The organism is Neoalteromonas arenosi, from assembly GCF_030362855.1.
Taxonomy (GTDB): Bacteria; Pseudomonadota; Gammaproteobacteria; order Enterobacterales; family Alteromonadaceae; genus Alteromonas_E; species Alteromonas_E arenosi.
In genome coordinates this window covers 39,186-56,323 of sequence record NZ_JAUCBP010000010.1, presented here as the reverse complement: position 1 = coordinate 56,323, position 17,138 = coordinate 39,186, and the positions used below count along the sequence as shown (strand labels likewise).

General features: G+C 45.9%; 20 protein-coding genes. 10 read left to right on the top strand and 10 right to left on the bottom strand.

The features are described 5' to 3' along the window. Nucleotides 1-11: 11 nt before the first annotated feature. The 3 genes from hslV to priA all read right to left on the bottom strand — a co-directional run bounded on the left by hslV (nucleotide 12) and on the right by priA (nucleotide 3,397). Nucleotides 12-536, bottom strand: coding sequence for an ATP-dependent protease subunit HslV (gene hslV / locus QTP81_RS12015; protein ID WP_289365763.1), 525 nt, complete (start codon nucleotides 534-536; stop codon nucleotides 12-14). 71 nt (nucleotides 537-607) lie between these two features. Continuing rightward, nucleotides 608-1,147: an SPOR domain-containing protein gene (locus QTP81_RS12010; protein ID WP_289365762.1), complete on the bottom strand. Its 540-nt coding sequence runs from the start codon at nucleotides 1,145-1,147 to the stop codon at nucleotides 608-610. Between the two features lie 78 nt (nucleotides 1,148-1,225). Further along, nucleotides 1,226-3,397 (bottom strand): primosomal protein N', encoded by a 2,172-nt coding sequence (priA, locus tag QTP81_RS12005; protein ID WP_289365761.1) that lies wholly within the window; start codon nucleotides 3,395-3,397, stop codon nucleotides 1,226-1,228. Nucleotides 3,398-3,599: 202 nt separating this feature from the next. On the opposite strand from priA, the gene rpmE reads away from it, so the two are divergent. Further along, the gene (gene rpmE / locus QTP81_RS12000) at nucleotides 3,600-3,812 is read left to right on the top strand and encodes a 50S ribosomal protein L31 (RefSeq protein ID WP_289365760.1); all 213 of its coding nucleotides are present in this window, start codon (nucleotides 3,600-3,602) and stop codon (nucleotides 3,810-3,812) included. Nucleotides 3,813-4,134: 322 nt separating this feature from the next. Here the strand turns inward: rpmE and QTP81_RS11995 are convergent, their stop codons facing one another. Both QTP81_RS11995 and QTP81_RS11990 read right to left on the bottom strand, forming a co-directional pair. Then, entirely contained in the window at nucleotides 4,135-4,866 is a 732-nt protein-coding gene (locus QTP81_RS11995) for a hypothetical protein (RefSeq protein WP_289365759.1), read from the bottom strand. A 169-nt stretch (nucleotides 4,867-5,035) separates the two neighbouring features. Then, complete coding sequence (locus QTP81_RS11990; protein ID WP_289365758.1) at nucleotides 5,036-5,752, bottom strand: type 2 periplasmic-binding domain-containing protein; 717 nt, start codon at nucleotides 5,750-5,752, stop codon at nucleotides 5,036-5,038. A gap of 451 nt (nucleotides 5,753-6,203) precedes the next feature. On the opposite strand from QTP81_RS11990, the gene QTP81_RS11985 reads away from it, so the two are divergent. Beyond that, nucleotides 6,204-7,448 carry a malic enzyme-like NAD(P)-binding protein gene (locus QTP81_RS11985; RefSeq protein ID WP_289365757.1) on the top strand — a complete coding sequence of 415 codons (1,245 nt, stop codon included), beginning with the start codon at nucleotides 6,204-6,206 and terminating at the stop codon, nucleotides 7,446-7,448. 63 nt (nucleotides 7,449-7,511) lie between these two features. On the opposite strand, the gene metJ is transcribed toward QTP81_RS11985, so the two are convergent. Beyond that, complete coding sequence (gene metJ, locus QTP81_RS11980; protein ID WP_289365756.1) at nucleotides 7,512-7,850, bottom strand: met regulon transcriptional regulator MetJ; 339 nt, start codon at nucleotides 7,848-7,850, stop codon at nucleotides 7,512-7,514. Between the two features lie 171 nt (nucleotides 7,851-8,021). On the opposite strand from metJ, the gene metF reads away from it, so the two are divergent. Both metF and QTP81_RS11970 read left to right on the top strand, forming a co-directional pair. Further along, a complete protein-coding gene (gene metF, locus QTP81_RS11975) occupies nucleotides 8,022-8,906 on the top strand; it encodes a methylenetetrahydrofolate reductase (RefSeq protein WP_289365755.1) in 885 nt (294 codons plus the stop codon). 52 nt (nucleotides 8,907-8,958) lie between these two features. Continuing rightward, entirely contained in the window at nucleotides 8,959-9,837 is an 879-nt protein-coding gene (locus QTP81_RS11970) for a virulence factor BrkB family protein (RefSeq protein ID WP_289365754.1), read from the top strand. A gap of 14 nt (nucleotides 9,838-9,851) precedes the next feature. Here QTP81_RS11970 and QTP81_RS11965 read toward each other — a convergent pair whose 3' ends face one another. Next, complete coding sequence (locus tag QTP81_RS11965; protein WP_289365753.1) at nucleotides 9,852-10,235, bottom strand: hypothetical protein; 384 nt, start codon at nucleotides 10,233-10,235, stop codon at nucleotides 9,852-9,854. 172 nt (nucleotides 10,236-10,407) lie between these two features. Between QTP81_RS11965 and QTP81_RS11960 the strand changes: the two genes are divergently transcribed. Continuing rightward, on the top strand, nucleotides 10,408-10,875 hold the full coding sequence (locus tag QTP81_RS11960; RefSeq protein ID WP_289365751.1) for a hotdog fold domain-containing protein: 468 nt from the start codon (nucleotides 10,408-10,410) through the stop codon (nucleotides 10,873-10,875). Next, nucleotides 10,872-11,471, top strand: a complete 600-nt coding sequence (locus QTP81_RS11955; protein WP_289365750.1) for an IMPACT family protein — start codon at nucleotides 10,872-10,874, stop codon at nucleotides 11,469-11,471. Before QTP81_RS11960 ends, QTP81_RS11955 begins: the two co-directional genes overlap by 4 nt. A 57-nt stretch (nucleotides 11,472-11,528) precedes the next feature. Here the strand turns inward: QTP81_RS11955 and QTP81_RS11950 are convergent, their stop codons facing one another. Next, nucleotides 11,529-12,161 carry a DUF2959 domain-containing protein gene (locus tag QTP81_RS11950; protein ID WP_289365749.1) on the bottom strand — a complete coding sequence of 211 codons (633 nt, stop codon included), beginning with the start codon at nucleotides 12,159-12,161 and terminating at the stop codon, nucleotides 11,529-11,531. Between the two features lie 6 nt (nucleotides 12,162-12,167). Then, on the bottom strand, nucleotides 12,168-12,395 hold the full coding sequence (locus QTP81_RS11945) for a hypothetical protein (RefSeq protein WP_289365748.1): 228 nt from the start codon (nucleotides 12,393-12,395) through the stop codon (nucleotides 12,168-12,170). Nucleotides 12,396-12,485: 90 nt separating this feature from the next. Here QTP81_RS11945 and pip point away from each other — a divergent pair, with 90 nt between their 5' ends. From pip to purT, 4 genes are all read left to right on the top strand, one after another. Next, on the top strand, nucleotides 12,486-13,454 hold the full coding sequence (pip, locus tag QTP81_RS11940) for a prolyl aminopeptidase (RefSeq protein WP_289365747.1): 969 nt from the start codon (nucleotides 12,486-12,488) through the stop codon (nucleotides 13,452-13,454). Next, nucleotides 13,451-13,888 carry a D-aminoacyl-tRNA deacylase gene (gene dtd / locus QTP81_RS11935; RefSeq protein ID WP_289365746.1) on the top strand — a complete coding sequence of 146 codons (438 nt, stop codon included), beginning with the start codon at nucleotides 13,451-13,453 and terminating at the stop codon, nucleotides 13,886-13,888. Before pip ends, dtd begins: the two co-directional genes overlap by 4 nt. 61 nt (nucleotides 13,889-13,949) lie before the next feature. Further along, on the top strand, nucleotides 13,950-14,858 hold the full coding sequence (locus QTP81_RS11930; RefSeq protein WP_289365745.1) for a bifunctional GNAT family N-acetyltransferase/hotdog fold thioesterase: 909 nt from the start codon (nucleotides 13,950-13,952) through the stop codon (nucleotides 14,856-14,858). 17 nt (nucleotides 14,859-14,875) lie between these two features. Next, the gene (gene purT / locus QTP81_RS11925) at nucleotides 14,876-16,054 is read left to right on the top strand and encodes a formate-dependent phosphoribosylglycinamide formyltransferase (protein ID WP_289365917.1); all 1,179 of its coding nucleotides are present in this window, start codon (nucleotides 14,876-14,878) and stop codon (nucleotides 16,052-16,054) included. A 67-nt stretch (nucleotides 16,055-16,121) separates the two neighbouring features. On the opposite strand, the gene rpoH is transcribed toward purT, so the two are convergent. Next, entirely contained in the window at nucleotides 16,122-16,976 is an 855-nt protein-coding gene (rpoH, locus tag QTP81_RS11920; protein ID WP_289365741.1) for an RNA polymerase sigma factor RpoH, read from the bottom strand. Nucleotides 16,977-17,138 lie beyond the last annotated feature (162 nt).

Here is a 17,138-nt window from a genome sequence, read left to right as displayed (position 1 = left end):
GATAATTGAGTTTAGTAACTCAAAGTCTCGACAGTTTGGCTGTGGTTGGTAAATACACAGATGTCACCAGCAATAGATAAGCTCTTTTGGGCAATTTCAACCGCGCTTAGCTCAGTATTGTTGAGCAGAGCAGTCGCAGCAGCCTGAGCAAACGGACCTCCAGAACCAATCGCGATGAGATCATCTTCTGGCTGAACCACGTCACCATTGCCGGTGATGATTAAAGATGCGGTATGGTCGGCCACGGCAAGCAGCGCCTCGAGTCGACGCAAGGCGCGATCAGTGCGCCAATCTTTAGCCAGCTCAACGGCTGCACGGGTTAAATGCCCTTGGTGAATTTCTAGCTTGCTTTCAAAACGTTCGAACAAGGTGAAAGCATCTGCAGTGCCACCTGCAAAGCCCGCTAGGACTTTGTCGTTATATAGGCGGCGCACTTTACGGGCATTACCCTTCATTACGGTGTTGCCCAGCGATACTTGGCCATCGCCGGCAATGACAACGTGGTTATCACGTCGTACTGAAACTATAGTAGTCATGCGTTTTCCTTAGCATCGATTATGAAGCTAAGGTGGGGCTCATCAAACGCTTTTCAAGTTTTCAATGATAACTACTGATTCCAATACCAAATCTGGCATGTGCGAATACCCACATCGCGAATGGTATGGCGGTTGCGTTCAGCGGCCCGTTTACTATCGTAAGGACCTAACATCACCCGATACCAACGGCCATTGCTTCCTTCGCTTGGACGTACCACTGACTCCAAGCCGGTCATAGCAATCTGGGCACGCATTTCTTCAGCTTGCTCTTCACTGCGGAAACTACCACATTGCATAATGTATCGTCGTGTTGATTGAACCTCTTCGGTTTGTTCGATTTCGACTTCATAACCGGGCAAGGTTCGAATAAATTCCCACTCTTCTTCAGGAAGCTCTGGTAATTCTTTTTCTGGTTCAGTGGCTACTACTTCAGGTAAGTCTTCAGCGACTTCAGGATCTGGTGCGTTGTCTTTAATTTTCCACAACAAAAAGATAAAGCCGACGATAATCAACAACGCGACGGTTACGTTTACCCATGGGAATGCAGGTTTCTCAACTTTTTTAGTTTGTTTTGTAGCGCGACCGCGCTTTACGTAATCTCTTTGTGTCATTGGCAAAAAACAACTTACTTACCGGGCCGTTCAGTGTACTTGGTCATCGACAAAAAAGCTTCGAGAATTGCGATTTTTTTAGCTCAGATCGGTAGGAGCAACATCAATTGCCCAGCGCACCTTATTCGCACTCGGCATTGACTCAATAAAACTCAGCTGAGAAGCAATGGATTTATGTACCAACGGGCGTGCTGCGGCCTGAACGATCAATAACATGCGAAAACGCCCAGCGCGCTTAAACATAATTGCTGGCACGGGACCCATCAAGGTCAGTGAGCTTTGCCGCGCCAGGACATCACGAACATCGCTTAAGAAGCGCTCAACCAAAGCAATGTCATTGGCCTCCGCTCTAAAAACCGTTTGATGGGCAAAAGGCGGTGCCACTGCCGCTCGACGTTCAGCCAGAGCTTGGCGGGCAAAGTGAGCATAGCCATTGTTAATCAAATCCTGCAATAGAGGGTGGTCGGGATAATGGGTTTGTAGCCACATCTCGCCGTTGCGATTTTCACGTCCAGCACGTCCTGATACTTGAGTTAATAACTGGGCTAATTTTTCTGTGGCGCGCAGATCTGGACTGAATAAAGCACCGTCAACGTCGAGCACTACCACCAACGAAACTAATGGAAAATGATGGCCTTTGGAGAGTATTTGCGTGCCGATCAATATTTGATGCTGATTTTGATTAATGGCATCGATTAACTTGGCTAGTTTATCTTTGCCGCGCACACTGTCGCTGTCTATGCGTACACATGAGTGCTTTAAAAACGCTTGGTTAAAAAACTGTTCCAACTGCTCTGTACCGACACCCTGTGACATCAAATCACGACTGCCGCATTGATTGCATGTCGTTGGAATGGCCTGTACATCATCGCAGCGGTGACACTGCAGTTTGGCCAACTTCTTGTGTACAGTGTAAGGGATATCACAGCGCTGACATTGCTCCACATGACCGCATTGGTGGCAAACCAGCGCTGGTGCGTAACCACGCCGATTAACGAACACCATCACTTGCCCACCAGCACTCAAGTGAGTATGCATTTTCTCTAGCAAAGGGTGTGCAATACCCGCTTGTAACTGTTGGCCACGCATATCCAATACGTTTTGACTGGCTAACTCTGCACTCCCCGTTCGCCGGTGAAGTTGGAGTAGCTGGTATTTATGTACCAGCGCATTGTTCAATGATTCGAGCGATGGTGTGGCACTGCCGAGGACCAGCGCGCATTGACACCGCTGCGCGCGCAAAACCGCCACATCTCGCGCATGATAGCGCATACCATCTTGTTGTTTATACGATTCGTCGTGTTCTTCGTCGACGATAATCATGCCCAGGTCCGCAAACGGTGTGAATACCGCCGAACGCGTGCCAATTACTAGCCCAATACTACCTTCTCGCGCTTGCTGCCATACGGCTAAGCGTTCATTGTCATTTAGACCAGAGTGCAATACACCAATCGCAATGCCAAAGCGGCGCTCAAAACGCGCGACGGTTTGCGGTGTTAAACCTATTTCTGGTACTAACACCAACACTTGACGGCCCTGTTGTAGCACTGGCTCTATGACCTGTAAGTACACTTCAGTTTTGCCGCTGCCCGTTACCCCTTCAATCAAGAACGGTGCAAATTGCTTATCCTTGGCATTAATCGCGGCAATAGCGAGGGCTTGTTCAGCATTCGGTGTAGGTTTGGTGGCAACCGCTAACTTGTGCCACCACTTTAGATCGGGCTTTACCGGCTGACTGATTGTGTTAATCCAGCTTTTTGCCTCGCAGGTTCGGATTACCGCAGCACTGAAGCTTTGTCGTACCTCGCTGTGCAGCTGTTGACCATTGGATAGCATAGAGAGTAACGCCTGTTGCTGTTTTGCGCGCATCGGTTCAGCTAGCTGAGTTTCACCAAGTTCCGTCAATTCGTAATAGTCGAGAGTTGCTTGCTGTAGCGGATTCGCTTTGCGCAACGCAGCAGGCAACAAGGTTTGCACCACATCGCCAATGGCGTGGTGCTGATAATCGGCTAACCATTTAGCCAGCTCAAGCATAGTGGTTGTTAGAACGGGTTTATTATCAAGTTGCGTGTGGATTGGCTTGAGTTTCTCAATGGGATAATCACTGGCGGCTTTATTGGCCATCACCACGCCGACTAACTGACGACGGCCGAACTCCACCGCCACGCGACAGCCTGGTGAGATTTCAGTTGCTAAATAGTCAAATGTACGCCGCATCGGTACGGGAAGCGCGACACTAATTACCGACAAAAAGGACTCCACATCCGCAAACCGCACAAAAAAGCAGCGATTTTGCGGAAAAATACTTGATTGCACAAAGGCGGTACATTAATATGCGCCGCTCTTTACGGCAAGCTCAGTCGTTGTGATTCTGAGTAGCCAAATTTTTTGTAACGTATGGTGGTCAACTGCGGGTTGGTTAGCGATGCGGCCTTAATGTGAGGTAACCCTAATGAAACAAGATATTCATCCTAAGTACGAAGAAGTTACAGCGACATGTTCATGCGGTAACGTAATTAAAGTTCGCTCTACGCTAGGTAAAGACATCAACCTAGACGTATGTTCTTCTTGTCACCCTTTCTACACTGGTAAGCAACGTAACGTTGATACTGGTGGTCGTGTGGATCGCTTCAAGAAGCGTTTCGGTGCACTTAGCAAGAAGTAAGCAACTGAATTATCGAAAAAAGCGCCTTTATGGCGCTTTTTTTGTGCCTTCTGTGTGTAACAACAATGCTCTATATGGATTAGCCATCGTTTGATCTAGCAAGCTAGTCTAGAGCACTTGATCAAACCTGAGAGTGTTTTCGGTAAGTTTCCGTAACCGTCATCTCGGCGCAGGCCGAGATCTGCTTCGTACGTATTACTGACGGTCAGTGTCTGAGCTCTGTAAACGACACAGAAATTTGAAAAGCGGACAGTCGATAGTATTTAATCGTCGGCCAATGCCTCTACATAAAGAGGCGTATCATGAATGCTTCAATCCGCGGCTATAGCGACCGGAATAGTTTATATATACCATCGGGCTCCTGGCAAATGGTCAATGGTGTATTACTTGTCCCTTCAATTGGGGTATGTAACCAGCGGTTGAGTGACTCTGGCTTGAGCTGAAAAGCAACAATTCCAAGCAGTGCTGTCATGGCTTGCATGTAGGTTAAGGTTTGCCTGTCAAGTGCGGGCAAGGCATCGAGCTGGGGTTTAGTGTATCCGACGAGCTTTTTAAGTTCATCTGAGGTTAATTCTGCTGCTTTTGTGGCAGTGATGAACTGGGTAATGACGTCATAATCCTTAGCCTTTGCTGTAGTTGCCAACTGAAGTTGGCCCAGCTGGGATTGCTCAGCTTCGTGTAATGCTTGGTCGAAAAACTCATAAAGCGAGCTTCTATTCCGACTTATTTTAAATAATGTTTTGATTGAGCCATCCTTGGGAAGTGATATTCGATCAATCTCGGGATTGGTGTAGCAGACACCAATAGCAACACAGCCGTGAACATGTATCTTTGTGTATCTGCTTATCATCCCATCAACCCCTGTCTTTGATATGACTGTTTTGGGGTCAGGCTTCTGATGCCAGCACCAATGCTTAAGTCCAGATGTCATTGACTCAATTTCTGAAAATATGGCAGCGATACCGTGCTCATCGAAGGTTCCGGAATACTCGCTCACAACAACGTTCCCTTGAACGAAATTTTCAAACTGTCCACTTTGATTACTGTACTTCATTGCTTATGCCTCTGTATGTTCAACTACATCTCGCTCTTTACGATAAATTTGCAGGTATGTAGCAAATTGCCCAAAAAGTGAACGCCCCGTACTTGTCTATCTGCGACGAAGTCACCACAAGTCTCGCTGTCAAATCAAACCTTGTGCATGAAGTTTTAATAACGATTATTTATTTTTTAAACAACTCGTTGACGAAGTTGCTATTGTGCAGTTCCGCGATGGCTTCGTTTAAGAATTCGACTAGTTTTCTGTTTGATGGTGTGTCAAAGCATTTAAATGCATCTTTTTGTTTGTAGAAGGGGAAATCAGAAACCTTAAAACCAGATTGTGAATAATCTTCGCCTACTAGAAGCTGGGCATCTGGGAAATAACCTAAAAATATATCAATTCGGTTCTGTTGCAGCAAAAGCACAATATCTGCTCCAGTATTCAAAGGTATAAGTTGATGGTGACTAAGTGTATCGATAGTACCACCGAAGGTGTTTCCTCGCTTAAATCCTATGATTTTTGAACTTGTCGTAGATCTAACTAAATCTTGGGTGCTAAATTTTTGTAATCCAATAAAGTGAGCTTTTGCTTCAACTATCCCGATACTCTCAATCAACGGTTTGTCTGCTTCACTAGGAAGAATAGCCGCCGGAAATAAACAATCCGCCAAGCTGTCATTAAATACCTTCACTGATCTCAAAGCATGAAAATAGCGGATATCTAATGAAATTTCAGGGTGCTGCTCTAACTTATTTATGACCTGATTATAGGGAAGTTCTGGTTTTGATTTTTCAAGTACATCATCTATGTGGTGTGCAGCAATTATCCATTTATTAGACTCAGCCAAAACTTTACCAACAAAGAGTGAAAGTGAAACTGACACAATTAGAGTTGACACTAAATGTCGTATCATTTCTGGACTCTCAACATATATGCAACGTTCGAAAAAGAAGGTTTAACTTAAATAACAGTGTAGACTATTAGTGTGAACTTATTTGTCTAAGACCATATGTCAAAGAAATATAGTGGCACAATTAAAAAGCTGTTATTCAATGGCGGCTCCTTGTTTTTTGTTGCCTGTCGAGTTTTACCTAAAACTAAAAGTGCCCAATCAGAAATGAAGCATCACACCTGCATTCAGGCCAAGAATCCATAGGCAGGCTGCCATTCACCATATTTATGCGTGTTATTTTTAAGCATATCCGAATTGGTATTACCAGTGGATTCCGATATGCTGTTAATTCGTCACATCCGATCTGCCGAATGCCGGTTGGTATGCTACATTGGCGAGATAACTAAAAGCGCTCAAGCGCAACCCTACAGCATTAAAAAATCAAGGAATTCGACGCATGTCAGATTTTCGCCAACAGGCACTGGATTACCATTCCAAGCCCACGCCTGGAAAAATTAAAGTTGAATTAAGTAAACCTGCCAACAGTGTTAAAGACTTAGCATTGGCCTATAGCCCGGGTGTAGCAGAGCCCGTCAGAGAGATCGCCGAAGATCCGGACCTAGCGTATCAATATACCGCAAAGGGCAATATGGTTGCGGTTATATCAAACGGCACCGCAATATTGGGCTTGGGTAACCTTGGACCACTTGCCTCTAAACCGGTAATGGAAGGTAAAGCGCTACTGTTCAAACACTTTGCAGGGATTGACTCAATTGATATTGAAGTCAAACACCGCACAACTGAAGAGTTTATTAATACAGTTGCCAACATTGCCGATACTTTCGGCGGTATTAACCTCGAAGATATAAAAGCGCCCGAGTGTTTTGAAATTGAAGAAGCGTTGATTCAACGCTGTAAAGTACCGGTGTTTCACGATGATCAGCACGGTACCGCCATCGTTACTGCTGCAGGTATGCTAAATGCTTTGGAGATCCAAGGTAAAAATTTACGAGATTCGATTATCGTCTGTTTGGGCGCGGGTGCGGCTGCTGTGGCCTGTATGGAGTTGTTGATTAAGTGCGGTGCTCAGCGCGAAAAGATTTACATGCTTGACCGCAAAGGCGTGATCCATACACGTCGCGACGATCTCACACCGCATAAAATGTTATTTGCTAATAATACTGACAAGCGCACCCTTGATGACGTTATGAATGGTGCAGATATATTCGTTGGTGTATCAGGTCCTGACTTATTACCGCCTGAGACACTCCAACTGATGGCTCCAAACCCAATAGTGTTTGCTTGTTCCAACCCTGATCCAGAGATTAAACCGGAACTTGCTCATGAAGTCCGCGATGACTTAATCATGGCAACCGGCCGCTCTGATTACCCCAATCAAGTTAACAATGTCTTGTGCTTTCCGTTCATCTTCCGCGGCGCACTCGACGTGCGAGCTTCAGCGATTAATGATGAAATGAAAGTTGCAGCCGTAGAAGCGATCCGCAAGGTCTCAAAAATGCCAGTACCCGAGGAAGTCCTCGCCGCGAGTCATACCGATAGTTTGAGTTTTGGTAAGGACTACATCATTCCCAAGCCTATGGATCCGCGCTTGTGTGCAACTATCGCCAAAGCCGTTGCGCAAGCGGCCATTGACTCAGGCGTTGCTAAGCTTGAAACGCTGCCCGATGGCTATATGGAATAAGCACATATTCTACAAGCAAATAAAAACGCCGGCATTTAGCCGGCGTTTTTGTTGAGCTATTAACTATTCTTCAGATGCATCGTATAGCGCATCAATATCGGCATCATCGATACCTTTGTCACGCATGATTTGGCGTGCTTCTGAGGGGATCCTGTGAGGATTGTCTTTCTTCAAGTCTTCATCATTTGGTAATGGCTGACCGGTAAACGCATGTAAAAACGCTTCACACAATAATTCTGAATTTGTCGCATGACGTAAATTATTAATTTGCCGGCGTGTTCTTTCATCCGTTAACACTTTTAGTACGTTAATGGGGATAGACACAGTGACTTTTTTTACTTGCTCACTTTTCTTCCCATGCTCCGCGTACGGATGTATGTATTTGCCATTCCACTCAGCCATCTGCCAGCCTCTTTGTCGTTATATTTATTGCGCGGTCGAAATTCTAACGGTTGTACAGCAAAGGTCAATCAACCTAAACACTGTAATTTTCCATTAAGAATGCTTGACTCACTCATACATTACATTTAATTTAGACGTCTAAACGTCTATTTGCAAAAGTTAATTTTAATTATGGTCTCTTACGCCCAAGGTATCGATGCATTAAATCAGTCTCTTTCCGAGTTAAACGGAATTGATGTTTCCTTCGAATTCTTTCCCCCCAAGACGGAAAAAATGGAAACCATGCTGTGGAAATCTATCGATCGCCTCGCGCCCCTAAAGCCAGCGTATATGTCGGTAACTTACGGTGCAAACAGCGGTGAGCGTGACCGTACTCATGATATTGTGAAGCAAATCCAAAGTCAGGCCGGTATTCCCGCGGTACCGCACTTAACCTGCATAGACGCCAGTAAAGAAGAGTTACGCACGATCGCGCAAGACTACTGGGATAATGGCATCCGCAGAATCGTTGCTCTACGAGGTGATTTGCCGCCCGGCGGTGGCAAGCCTGAAATGTATGCTTCGGATTTGGTTACTTTGTTGAAGGACGTTGCCGATTTCGACATTTCAGTTGCCGCTTATCCGGAAAAACACCCAGAAGCTCCCAATGACCAATTCGATTTACTCAATTTAAAACGCAAGAATGAAGCGGGTGCGAGCGAAGCGATCACGCAATTCTTCTTCGATACTAGCGTGTTCTTGCGTTTCCGTGACCGCGCAGCTGCTGCTGGTATCGACTTGGATATTGTACCTGGGATCTTACCCGTAACTAACTATCAGACGTTGCTGCGTTTCGCGCAAATGACCAATGTGCATGTACCCGCTTGGCTCCACAAGCACTTTGACGGCCTTGACGAAGGTGACCAAACCACGCGAAACCTACTGGGCGCCAATATCGCCATGGATATGGTTAAGGTTTTGGCGAAAGAAGGGGTGAAACACTTTCATTTCTACACCTTAAATCGCAGCGAATTAAGTTATGCCATCTGTCATATGCTGGGTTTACGCCAACAATAAAGGTACACTGAAGGCCTAGATCAGTATTCAGCGACAATATAACAGTAATTATATGGATAAAGCACTGGTATGGTGGAAAGGGTTTCAACCTAATCTGAAGCTTTTGGCTACAACCTTTTTTAACCGCTGTAGACAAGACAATATTACTATCTCAGCGGGGCACCTTGCGTACGTGTCACTGTTGTCACTCGTGCCATTTATCATGGTGATTTTTACCTTGATGTCAGCATTTCCAGCGTTCGGCGATGCGCGTGGCAAACTCGAAGATTTTATCTTCAAAAACTTCGTGCCAGCATCGGGAGATGTGGTACAACAATATATGACAGAATTTGTTGGCAACGCATCACAAATGGGCGCTATCGGTATTCTGTCACTGCTCGTTGTTGCACTACTGCTTATTTCCAATATTGATAAGACCCTGAACCGTATCTGGCGCACGCCCAGTGAACGTCCGCTAATCTACACCTTTGCAATTTATTGGATGGTAATTACCCTTGGCCCCGTACTGATGGGCTCCAGCGTAATAGCAACTTCTTACTTGATCACCTTGGCCAATTTCGCCGAAGAGTACACACCCGGTTTAGGCACATTTTTCTTGAAACTCGTACCTAGCATTACGGCTATCTTAGCCTTTTTAATATTATTTATGCTGGTGCCAAACCGTCGAGTCGCGTTTAAACATGCATTAGCCGGTGCTGTAGTGTCGACCCTGTTATTTGAATTGTGTAAAAAAGGCTTTTCAGTTTACGTCACCAGCTTCCCAAGCTATGAGCTCATTTATGGTGCACTGGCGGTTGTCCCAATCTTATTTGTTTGGGTTTATTTATCTTGGATAGTTGTGCTGTTAGGCGCTGAGTTTACTTGCTCAGTCACGGAGGTGTTCGATAAAAATGTCCGCGAAGAGCCAGGTAATAAGAGTACCGAAGAGTAACTGTACTAGAGCCATTAGAAGGACTCGTTAAAAACACGTCGAGTGGTATTACAAAGCGTATCCATGTATTCCGCTTGATTATAAATGCTCATGTACATATCACCGGTACTTTCACCCGGGTCAAGATAGAAAAAATCGTAGCTGTCATCCTCGTATCGCACACGGACTTTACAATAATCTCGGCTGGTATTGGCAATACTTTGATAACCTTCACCATTCCAGACCCCCGTAGTCCATTCAATATCGCCAACATAGCTCGTATCATATTGGTTCGGATAATACACTGGCGTACCGTTTTGAGCTGCTAACGCATCATTAAGTGCCCTTAACTCTCCTGTCGTACAGCCTTGTAAACTAACGATTGACGTCAATACGAGCATAATGAAGAACGACCGCATGGTTACACCCTCTAATAATTACAGTTACATAATCAGTATTTCAAAAGTCTAGATGGTTTGTTTTGACTTGCAAATATGGGAATGTACACGTATGTATTCACCGCCTTTCCAAACTGACAGAAACGAGCAAGTCTGTTAGTTTACTTGAGCTACATTGTCTGGAAACGATTTTATGAGCGATAACTACGTTTTAAAAACCTATCACAAATTTTTGTCTCTACCCTTTGGGCGCAAGCTTTTTAGTTGGTATTCAGCTCGACGCGCCCCCTATTTTGCGACGATTTCGCCACTGATCACTGACCTTCGCCCCAACCGCTGTGAGGTTCAATTTCGGAAACGTAAAAAAGTCCAAAATCACATCGGTACCGCCCATGTAATCGCTATTTGTAATGGCCTAGAAATGGCAATGGGCTTTATGTGCGAGGCCTCTATTCCGAAGCATTTGCGCTGGATCCCCAAGAGTATGGCGGTTGAATATCCGGCAAAAGCGCCGACTGATATTCGCTGCGTTGCCCAGGTGCCAGAAAATGCTTGGCAGCCCGGTAATCTAGAGGTGGAAGTGAAAGCCTATGACACTAGCGACAACGTGGTTGTTGAGGGCTCGATAACGGTATGGGTTAGCGAAAAAACGAAGCGATGAGCTATCCAATCCCAGCAGAAACGTTAGAGACAACGCTGGAAATCAAAAAGAGTCTATTTCACGCTTGCGCTGGATATGCGCCGGATCGCGAAGCGGCTATGACAATAATCGAACAGTGTAAACAGCGCTACCCAGATGCTCGCCATCATTGTTGGGCATATCTTTTGGGCGATCCAAATTCGCCCACTAGTGCAGCAATGAACGACGACGGAGAGCCTTCAGGCACAGCTGGGAAGCCCATTCTCAATGTGCTTCAGCACAAAGGTATTGGCGATATTATTGTGGTTGTTTCGCGTTATTTTGGTGGTATTAAACTCGGCGCTGGCGGGTTAGTGCGCGCCTACTCGGGTGCGACTCAACAAAGCCTTGAACAGTTAGCCATTAAGAAGCGCATAGCACGCCAGCGCTATCGAGTTGAATGCGACTTTAAGCACGAGCAATACCTGCGTTTGTGGTTAGAGCAACACAACGCAGTAGTTAGGGGCTGTGATTATGCTCAAGGTGCGATCCTAGATATCGCAATACCAGCTAGTAAGTTGGCCGAATTGGATAATTTACTTGCGTCTCTCAGCAATAGTCGGCGATTGAGTCACTAAATAGAAGGGGGAAACGGCGACTAGCTTGTGACAAAGCCAGTCGCTATAAGCTTAAGGTTAGCCTTGAATACTCTTGATAAACTCATCTGACTGAGCAATCGCAGCATTCATCTCTTGAATTAAACGACTAACATTTTGTGAAATGGATTGCAGTTCACCTTGTAATGCGCCGACAGCATTGGCATTCAAGTTATGCTTGAGATACAGGACATTGTCTTGTAAGGACGCTAGTACCGGATCCATACTACTTTCTACACGACGCATAGATCGCAATAAGTTTTCATAGCGACGACGCGTGTCTTTAAGCTGTCGCTCACTGTCACGTCGCAGGTTAGCATTGGTATAGCTGTCTAACTCACTCTGCCACTCATCAAACAAAGCTTCAGCGACGCTCTCTACACTGTCTATACGCGCAGTGACAGCTTCAGCCGCATTTTTACTCGACTCATACTCGTCACTTAGCTGTTCGTATACGCGTTGTAATTCACCGCCATCGTAATTAATGAGTGTGCTGAACTGTTCCAACGCGGATGAGAACTGCTCTTGAGCATCTTGTTGTGTTTCGCGCGTATCCTCAACGCGGTCCACTAGTATGTCTCGTTTTTCAACGCCGAGCTTTTCCCACGCAGCGTAATAAGCTGATTGGCATCCGCTCAGTGCAAATACCAACGCAATTAATAACCAACGCATTGTCTATTATCCTTTGTATCTAGCTGCATCGATAATAGCCCAAATGTGGAAAATAAAACCAGGAATGGCCATAAAAAATAATATTCCTGTGGCAGCCAATGTGTAATTCACCCACACCAGTAAGAAAAATACGAGAGCAGCTAAAATACGGCCTTGAACTAACTGACCTAATCCAGCAATAAAAAAACTACATATTGCGGCTATAACGTTACCGCCTGAACCTTGACCTGACATAAACCCTCACTTTATTGGTTGAATTTGTAGCAAAAGTGTTCATAACATAGGCGAACAAATTTTTAACTACAAGCATTTACTTCAAGAACGATGCCAAATTTGTACCCACCGATCCACCCGTATCATACTGAAATGCTAGATGTGGGTGATGGTCACCACATTAACCTCGAGTTAAGCGGCAATCCGAAAGGCACGCCAGCCCTGTTTATTCATGGCGGCCCGGGCGCTGGGTTACCAGGTAATTATCGGCGCTTTTTTGATCCTGAAAAGTATTTGATTATCGGTTTTGACCAACGCGGATGCGGAAAAAGTACGCCTTTTGCTGAGTTACAGCACAATACGACCGCAGATTTGGTCAAAGATATTGAGCAAATTCGCCAACATTTGGGCATTTCTACATGGCTTTTGTTTGGTGGTTCCTGGGGCTCTACACTTGCTTTGGTTTATGCCATTCAATATACACATACAGTATTAGGATTGATCTTACGCGGAACGTTTTTAGCTCGCGAACAAGATCGGGACTGGTTCCTTTGCCCCAACAGTGGTGCCGCGAATGTCTTTCCCGAGCATTACCAAAAATTTGCCGCTTACTCTGGGAATGCCACCCGCGCAGACGACATTTGTAACCAATATTACGACGTGTTCAACCACGCCGACGAAATGACCCAAGCCCTAGCATTAAAAGCATGGTACGGTTGGGAGGAGCGTATCTCCCGGTTAATCTTACCTCAAGCATCTACTATCGAAGCGCATCACTTCCATGCGGTCAAAAGCTTGGCTTTACTGGAATGTCATTATCTGAAAAACCACTGTTTTATCGCCGAAAACTATATTCTCGACAATATCGACGTAATTGCGGATCTACCCGGCACCATCGTGCATGGCCGTTACGACTTAATTTGTAAATCGGAAGCGGCCTTTGCGCTGCATAAGAAGTGGCACAATAGTCGTTTGCAGATTGTTCCAGATGCCGGGCATAGCACGTCGGAAAAAGGCATAATGCATGCATTGTGCAAGGCCACTGACGAATTCGCTCGGTTTATGCGGAAGCGCACATGATAGGGCTTATTCAGCGGGTTACGCGCGCCAGTGTCAGCGTTAGTGACAACGTCATCGGGCAAATAGATAACGGCTTGTTGTTATTGCTGGGCGTTGAGCGTGACGACACATCAGAAAGCGTTGACAAATTACTGCATAAAATTTTGCACTATCGGGTGTTTGCTGACGAAAACGGTAAAATGAATTTAAACCTTCAACAAGCCGGTGGTGGATTGTTGGTTGTCTCACAATTCACGTTGGTGGCGGATACCCGCAAAGGTAATCGACCAGGATTTTCTCGCGGTGCTAGCCCTGAGCAAGGCAAGCTGCTTTATACCGAGTTTGTCACAAAGGCTCAGCAAGCCATGCCCAGTGTTGCTTGTGGCGAGTTTGGTGCGGATATGCAAGTGAGCTTGGTCAACGACGGTCCTGTGACGTTTTGGCTTCAGGTCTAACTTGCTGTTCGATCCGGCATAGGGTCTAATAGTTAGGTTATTGATTACCTCTAGGCTCCTTGTGTACAGAATTGCAACGCCAGAAACTGAAGAAGATTTTGCCCGCTATTATGACTTTCGTTGGTTGATCTTGCGCAAGCCGTGGAATTATCCTCCAGGCTCTGAAAAAGATGAGTATGAAGGTGTAAGTGAACACCGCATGATACTCGATGGTAAAGGCGAAATTGTCGCCGTTGGTAGAGTCCACCTCAATACCTCCGAAGAAGCGCAAGTTCGGCATATTGCTGTATCTGGCGATCACCAACGCAAGGGCCTTGGACAAATGATTTTGTCAGCATTAGAGTCAGTGGCTCGACAACTAGGCGCAGAACGCGCTGTCACCAATAGCCGCGAAACTTCAATCGACTTTTTTCAATCTTGTGGTTACCGCGTAGAAGCAGAGGCTCCTAATGAGCTAAATCAACTCAAGCGCAGTCAGATGGTTAAAGAACTCACTGAAAATAACGTGCTGATGTTGCATCCGAAATGGTGTAATGAACTGCAGCAGACATGGAGTGAGACAATCCCAATCTCCGAACACATGGGAATTAAGATTTATCAATACACAGGTCGTACATTTGAAACCCGTGCATCACTTAATAAAAACATCAATATCCACGGCACCATGTTTGCGGGCAGTATCTTCTCGCTAGCAACATTAACCGGCTGGGGCATGATCCACTTACAGCTCAAGCAGCAAGGTATGGACGGTGATATTGTGCTCGGTGATGGCGATATTCACTATCACAAGCCGATCACCATGCAACCGCGTGCTTTGTGTAATATTGAAACCTTGTCGGGCAAGTTTGACTCCCTACGCAAGGGCAAAAAATGCCCCATTAAACTACAAGTGGATATTCTGGATGGTGATACGCCAGTTGCGGAGTTTAAGGGCGTTTATTGGGTTTTACCCGTGACTTCAACTACCTAAGAGCATCCATTATGACAATTATTGGAACGCCGTTCTCATCATCGGCTAAACGCGTGTTATTGCTCGGTTCGGGAGAGCTGGGCAAAGAAGTCGTGATTGAATTACAGCGGCTAGGCTGTGAAGTCATTGCTTGTGATCGCTATGCCAACGCGCCAGCAATGCAAGTTGCCGATCGAGCGCATGTATTTTCAATGCTTGACGCCACTGAGTTACGCCGCGTAGTCGAGCTCGAGCAACCCGCATTGATTGTGCCAGAAATTGAAGCGATAGCGACACACACACTGATAGAGTTAGAATCCGAAGGTTTTACAGTTGTGCCCAGTGCAAATGCAGCTAACTTGACAATGAATCGCGAAGGTATACGCCGCCTCGCAAGCGAAACATTGGCCTTACCGACATCGGCCTACCGCTTTGCTGCAACAAAAGCAGAATTCGTGTCGGCAATTGAAGCAGTTGGGTTTCCCTGCTTTGTTAAGCCAATTATGAGTTCCTCGGGTAAAGGACAGTCTCGACTGACTGACGCAAAGCAAATCGATGCCGCTTGGGATTATGCACAGCAAGGCGGACGAGCTGGTCAAGGCAAAGTCATTATTGAAGCTCAAGTTGATTTTGATTATGAAATCACACTGCTGACCATCCAACACGCACAGGGTGTTAGCTACTGTGCGCCAATTGGTCACCGTCAAGAGGACGGTGATTATCGTGAGTCTTGGCAACCCCAAGCAATGTCAGACATAGCTTTACAGCGAGCTCAAGCGATAGCCAGTAAAGTTACCGATGCACTAGGGGGTTGGGGGCTATTTGGCGTGGAATTATTCGTACGAGGTGATGAGGTCATTTTCAGTGAAGTATCACCGCGACCGCATGACACGGGATTAGTAACCTTAATTTCGCAATCTTTATCAGAGTTCGCCTTACACGCTCGCGCTATTTTAGGTCTGCCGATCCCCAATATCCGTCAACATGGTCCTAGTGCGTCAGCGGTTCTGTTAGTTTCCGGTGAAAGTAAGGAAATCACCTTTGAGCAGCTTGATGACGCCTTACAACAGCCAGATACCCAGCTGCGTTTGTTCGGCAAACCAGAGGTTCAAGGCACTCGACGTATGGGCGTTGCGCTGGCCTTGGACAACTCTATTGAGCAAGCCGTAGAAAAGGCGAAATGGACCGCCAGCGCAGTTAAAGTGACGTGTAACTAATCAAAGCGTTAAAGGGACACAAAAAAGCCGGCATATCGCCGGCTTTTTTATCGATAAAATGTGCTTGTTATGCAGCCATAGCCGCATGTAACTTTTTCATCGCATTTTTTTCGATTTGCCGGACGCGTTCTGCAGATACCTGATACTTGTCAGCTAAGTCTTGCAGGGTGGTTTTGTCATCCGACAACCAACGGGTTTCGATAATTTCCTGGCTGCGGGCATCAAGCGTTTTGATTGCCGCATACAGGCGCTTTGATGCGCGCTGATCCCAGTTGCTATCGATTACGTCTTGTTCAACGTCTGCAGTCTTATCCTCGAGATACTGAACCGGTGCGAAGCTACCGTTTTCATCGTCATCGGCAGAAAGGTCGAACGCTTGATCTTGACTGCTCATGCGCGCTTCCATCTGCAGGACTTCTTTTGTACTTACGCCTAATTCGTCTGCTACTTGCTGCACTTCCTCGTGAGTAAACCAACCGAGACGCTTTTTCGCTTTGCGCAAATTAAAGAACAACTTGCGCTGTGCTTTGGTTGTGGCCACTTTAACAATGCGCCAGTTTTTAAGCACAAACTCGTGAATTTCAGCTTTAATCCAATGTACGGCAAACGATACCAGACGCACGCCGACTGAAGGGTCGAAGCGCTTAACAGCTTTCATAAGGCCAATATTGCCTTCTTGAATCAAATCCGCTTGGGGTAATCCATATCCAGAGTATGATTTTGCAATGTGCACAACAAAACGCAGGTGAGACATCACCAGTTTTCGCGCTGCGCCCAAGTCTTCTTCGTCACGCAAACGGACTGCTAATTCCCGCTCTTCTTCAGCTGTTAGCATGTCGATGCCGCTAACTGCTTGAATGTAGCTCTCGATACTGCCACTGAGAGGAACAGTTAATGCCATTGATTGCATTTGTGAACTCATTTGTTACCTCATAAATAGATGCCGAAGTGTAGCAAAGCTACGAATACAAAACTAGATTGTTATACGAAGCCGAACCCAAATCCGGTCAATTATTTAATTGATCCTTGTCAACTGACTAGTGATTGGGTCAATTTGCTATATATCAAGACCCGATTTTATAGA

Bases quoted from the DNA above. Each gene is read 5' to 3' on its own strand.
- hslV (WP_289365763.1), bottom strand. From the start codon at position 536: ATGACTACTATAGTTTCAGTACGACGTGATAACCACGTTGTCATTGCC.
- QTP81_RS12010 (WP_289365762.1), bottom strand. From the start codon at position 1,147: ATGACACAAAGAGATTACGTAAAGCGCGGTCGCGCTACAAAACAAACT.
- rpmE (WP_289365760.1), top strand. From the start codon at position 3,600: ATGAAACAAGATATTCATCCTAAGTACGAAGAAGTTACAGCGACATGT.
- QTP81_RS11995 (WP_289365759.1), bottom strand. From the start codon at position 4,866: ATGAAGTACAGTAATCAAAGTGGACAGTTTGAAAATTTCGTTCAAGGG.
- QTP81_RS11985 (WP_289365757.1), top strand. From the start codon at position 6,204: ATGTCAGATTTTCGCCAACAGGCACTGGATTACCATTCCAAGCCCACG.
- metJ (WP_289365756.1), bottom strand. From the start codon at position 7,850: ATGGCTGAGTGGAATGGCAAATACATACATCCGTACGCGGAGCATGGG.
- metF (WP_289365755.1), top strand. From the start codon at position 8,022: ATGGTCTCTTACGCCCAAGGTATCGATGCATTAAATCAGTCTCTTTCC.
- QTP81_RS11970 (WP_289365754.1), top strand. From the start codon at position 8,959: ATGGATAAAGCACTGGTATGGTGGAAAGGGTTTCAACCTAATCTGAAG.
- QTP81_RS11965 (WP_289365753.1), bottom strand. From the start codon at position 10,235: ATGCGGTCGTTCTTCATTATGCTCGTATTGACGTCAATCGTTAGTTTA.
- QTP81_RS11960 (WP_289365751.1), top strand. From the start codon at position 10,408: ATGAGCGATAACTACGTTTTAAAAACCTATCACAAATTTTTGTCTCTA.
- QTP81_RS11955 (WP_289365750.1), top strand. From the start codon at position 10,872: ATGAGCTATCCAATCCCAGCAGAAACGTTAGAGACAACGCTGGAAATC.
- QTP81_RS11950 (WP_289365749.1), bottom strand. From the start codon at position 12,161: ATGCGTTGGTTATTAATTGCGTTGGTATTTGCACTGAGCGGATGCCAA.
- QTP81_RS11945 (WP_289365748.1), bottom strand. From the start codon at position 12,395: ATGTCAGGTCAAGGTTCAGGCGGTAACGTTATAGCCGCAATATGTAGT.
- pip (WP_289365747.1), top strand. From the start codon at position 12,486: ATGCCAAATTTGTACCCACCGATCCACCCGTATCATACTGAAATGCTA.
- dtd (WP_289365746.1), top strand. From the start codon at position 13,451: ATGATAGGGCTTATTCAGCGGGTTACGCGCGCCAGTGTCAGCGTTAGT.
- rpoH (WP_289365741.1), bottom strand. From the start codon at position 16,976: ATGAGTTCACAAATGCAATCAATGGCATTAACTGTTCCTCTCAGTGGC.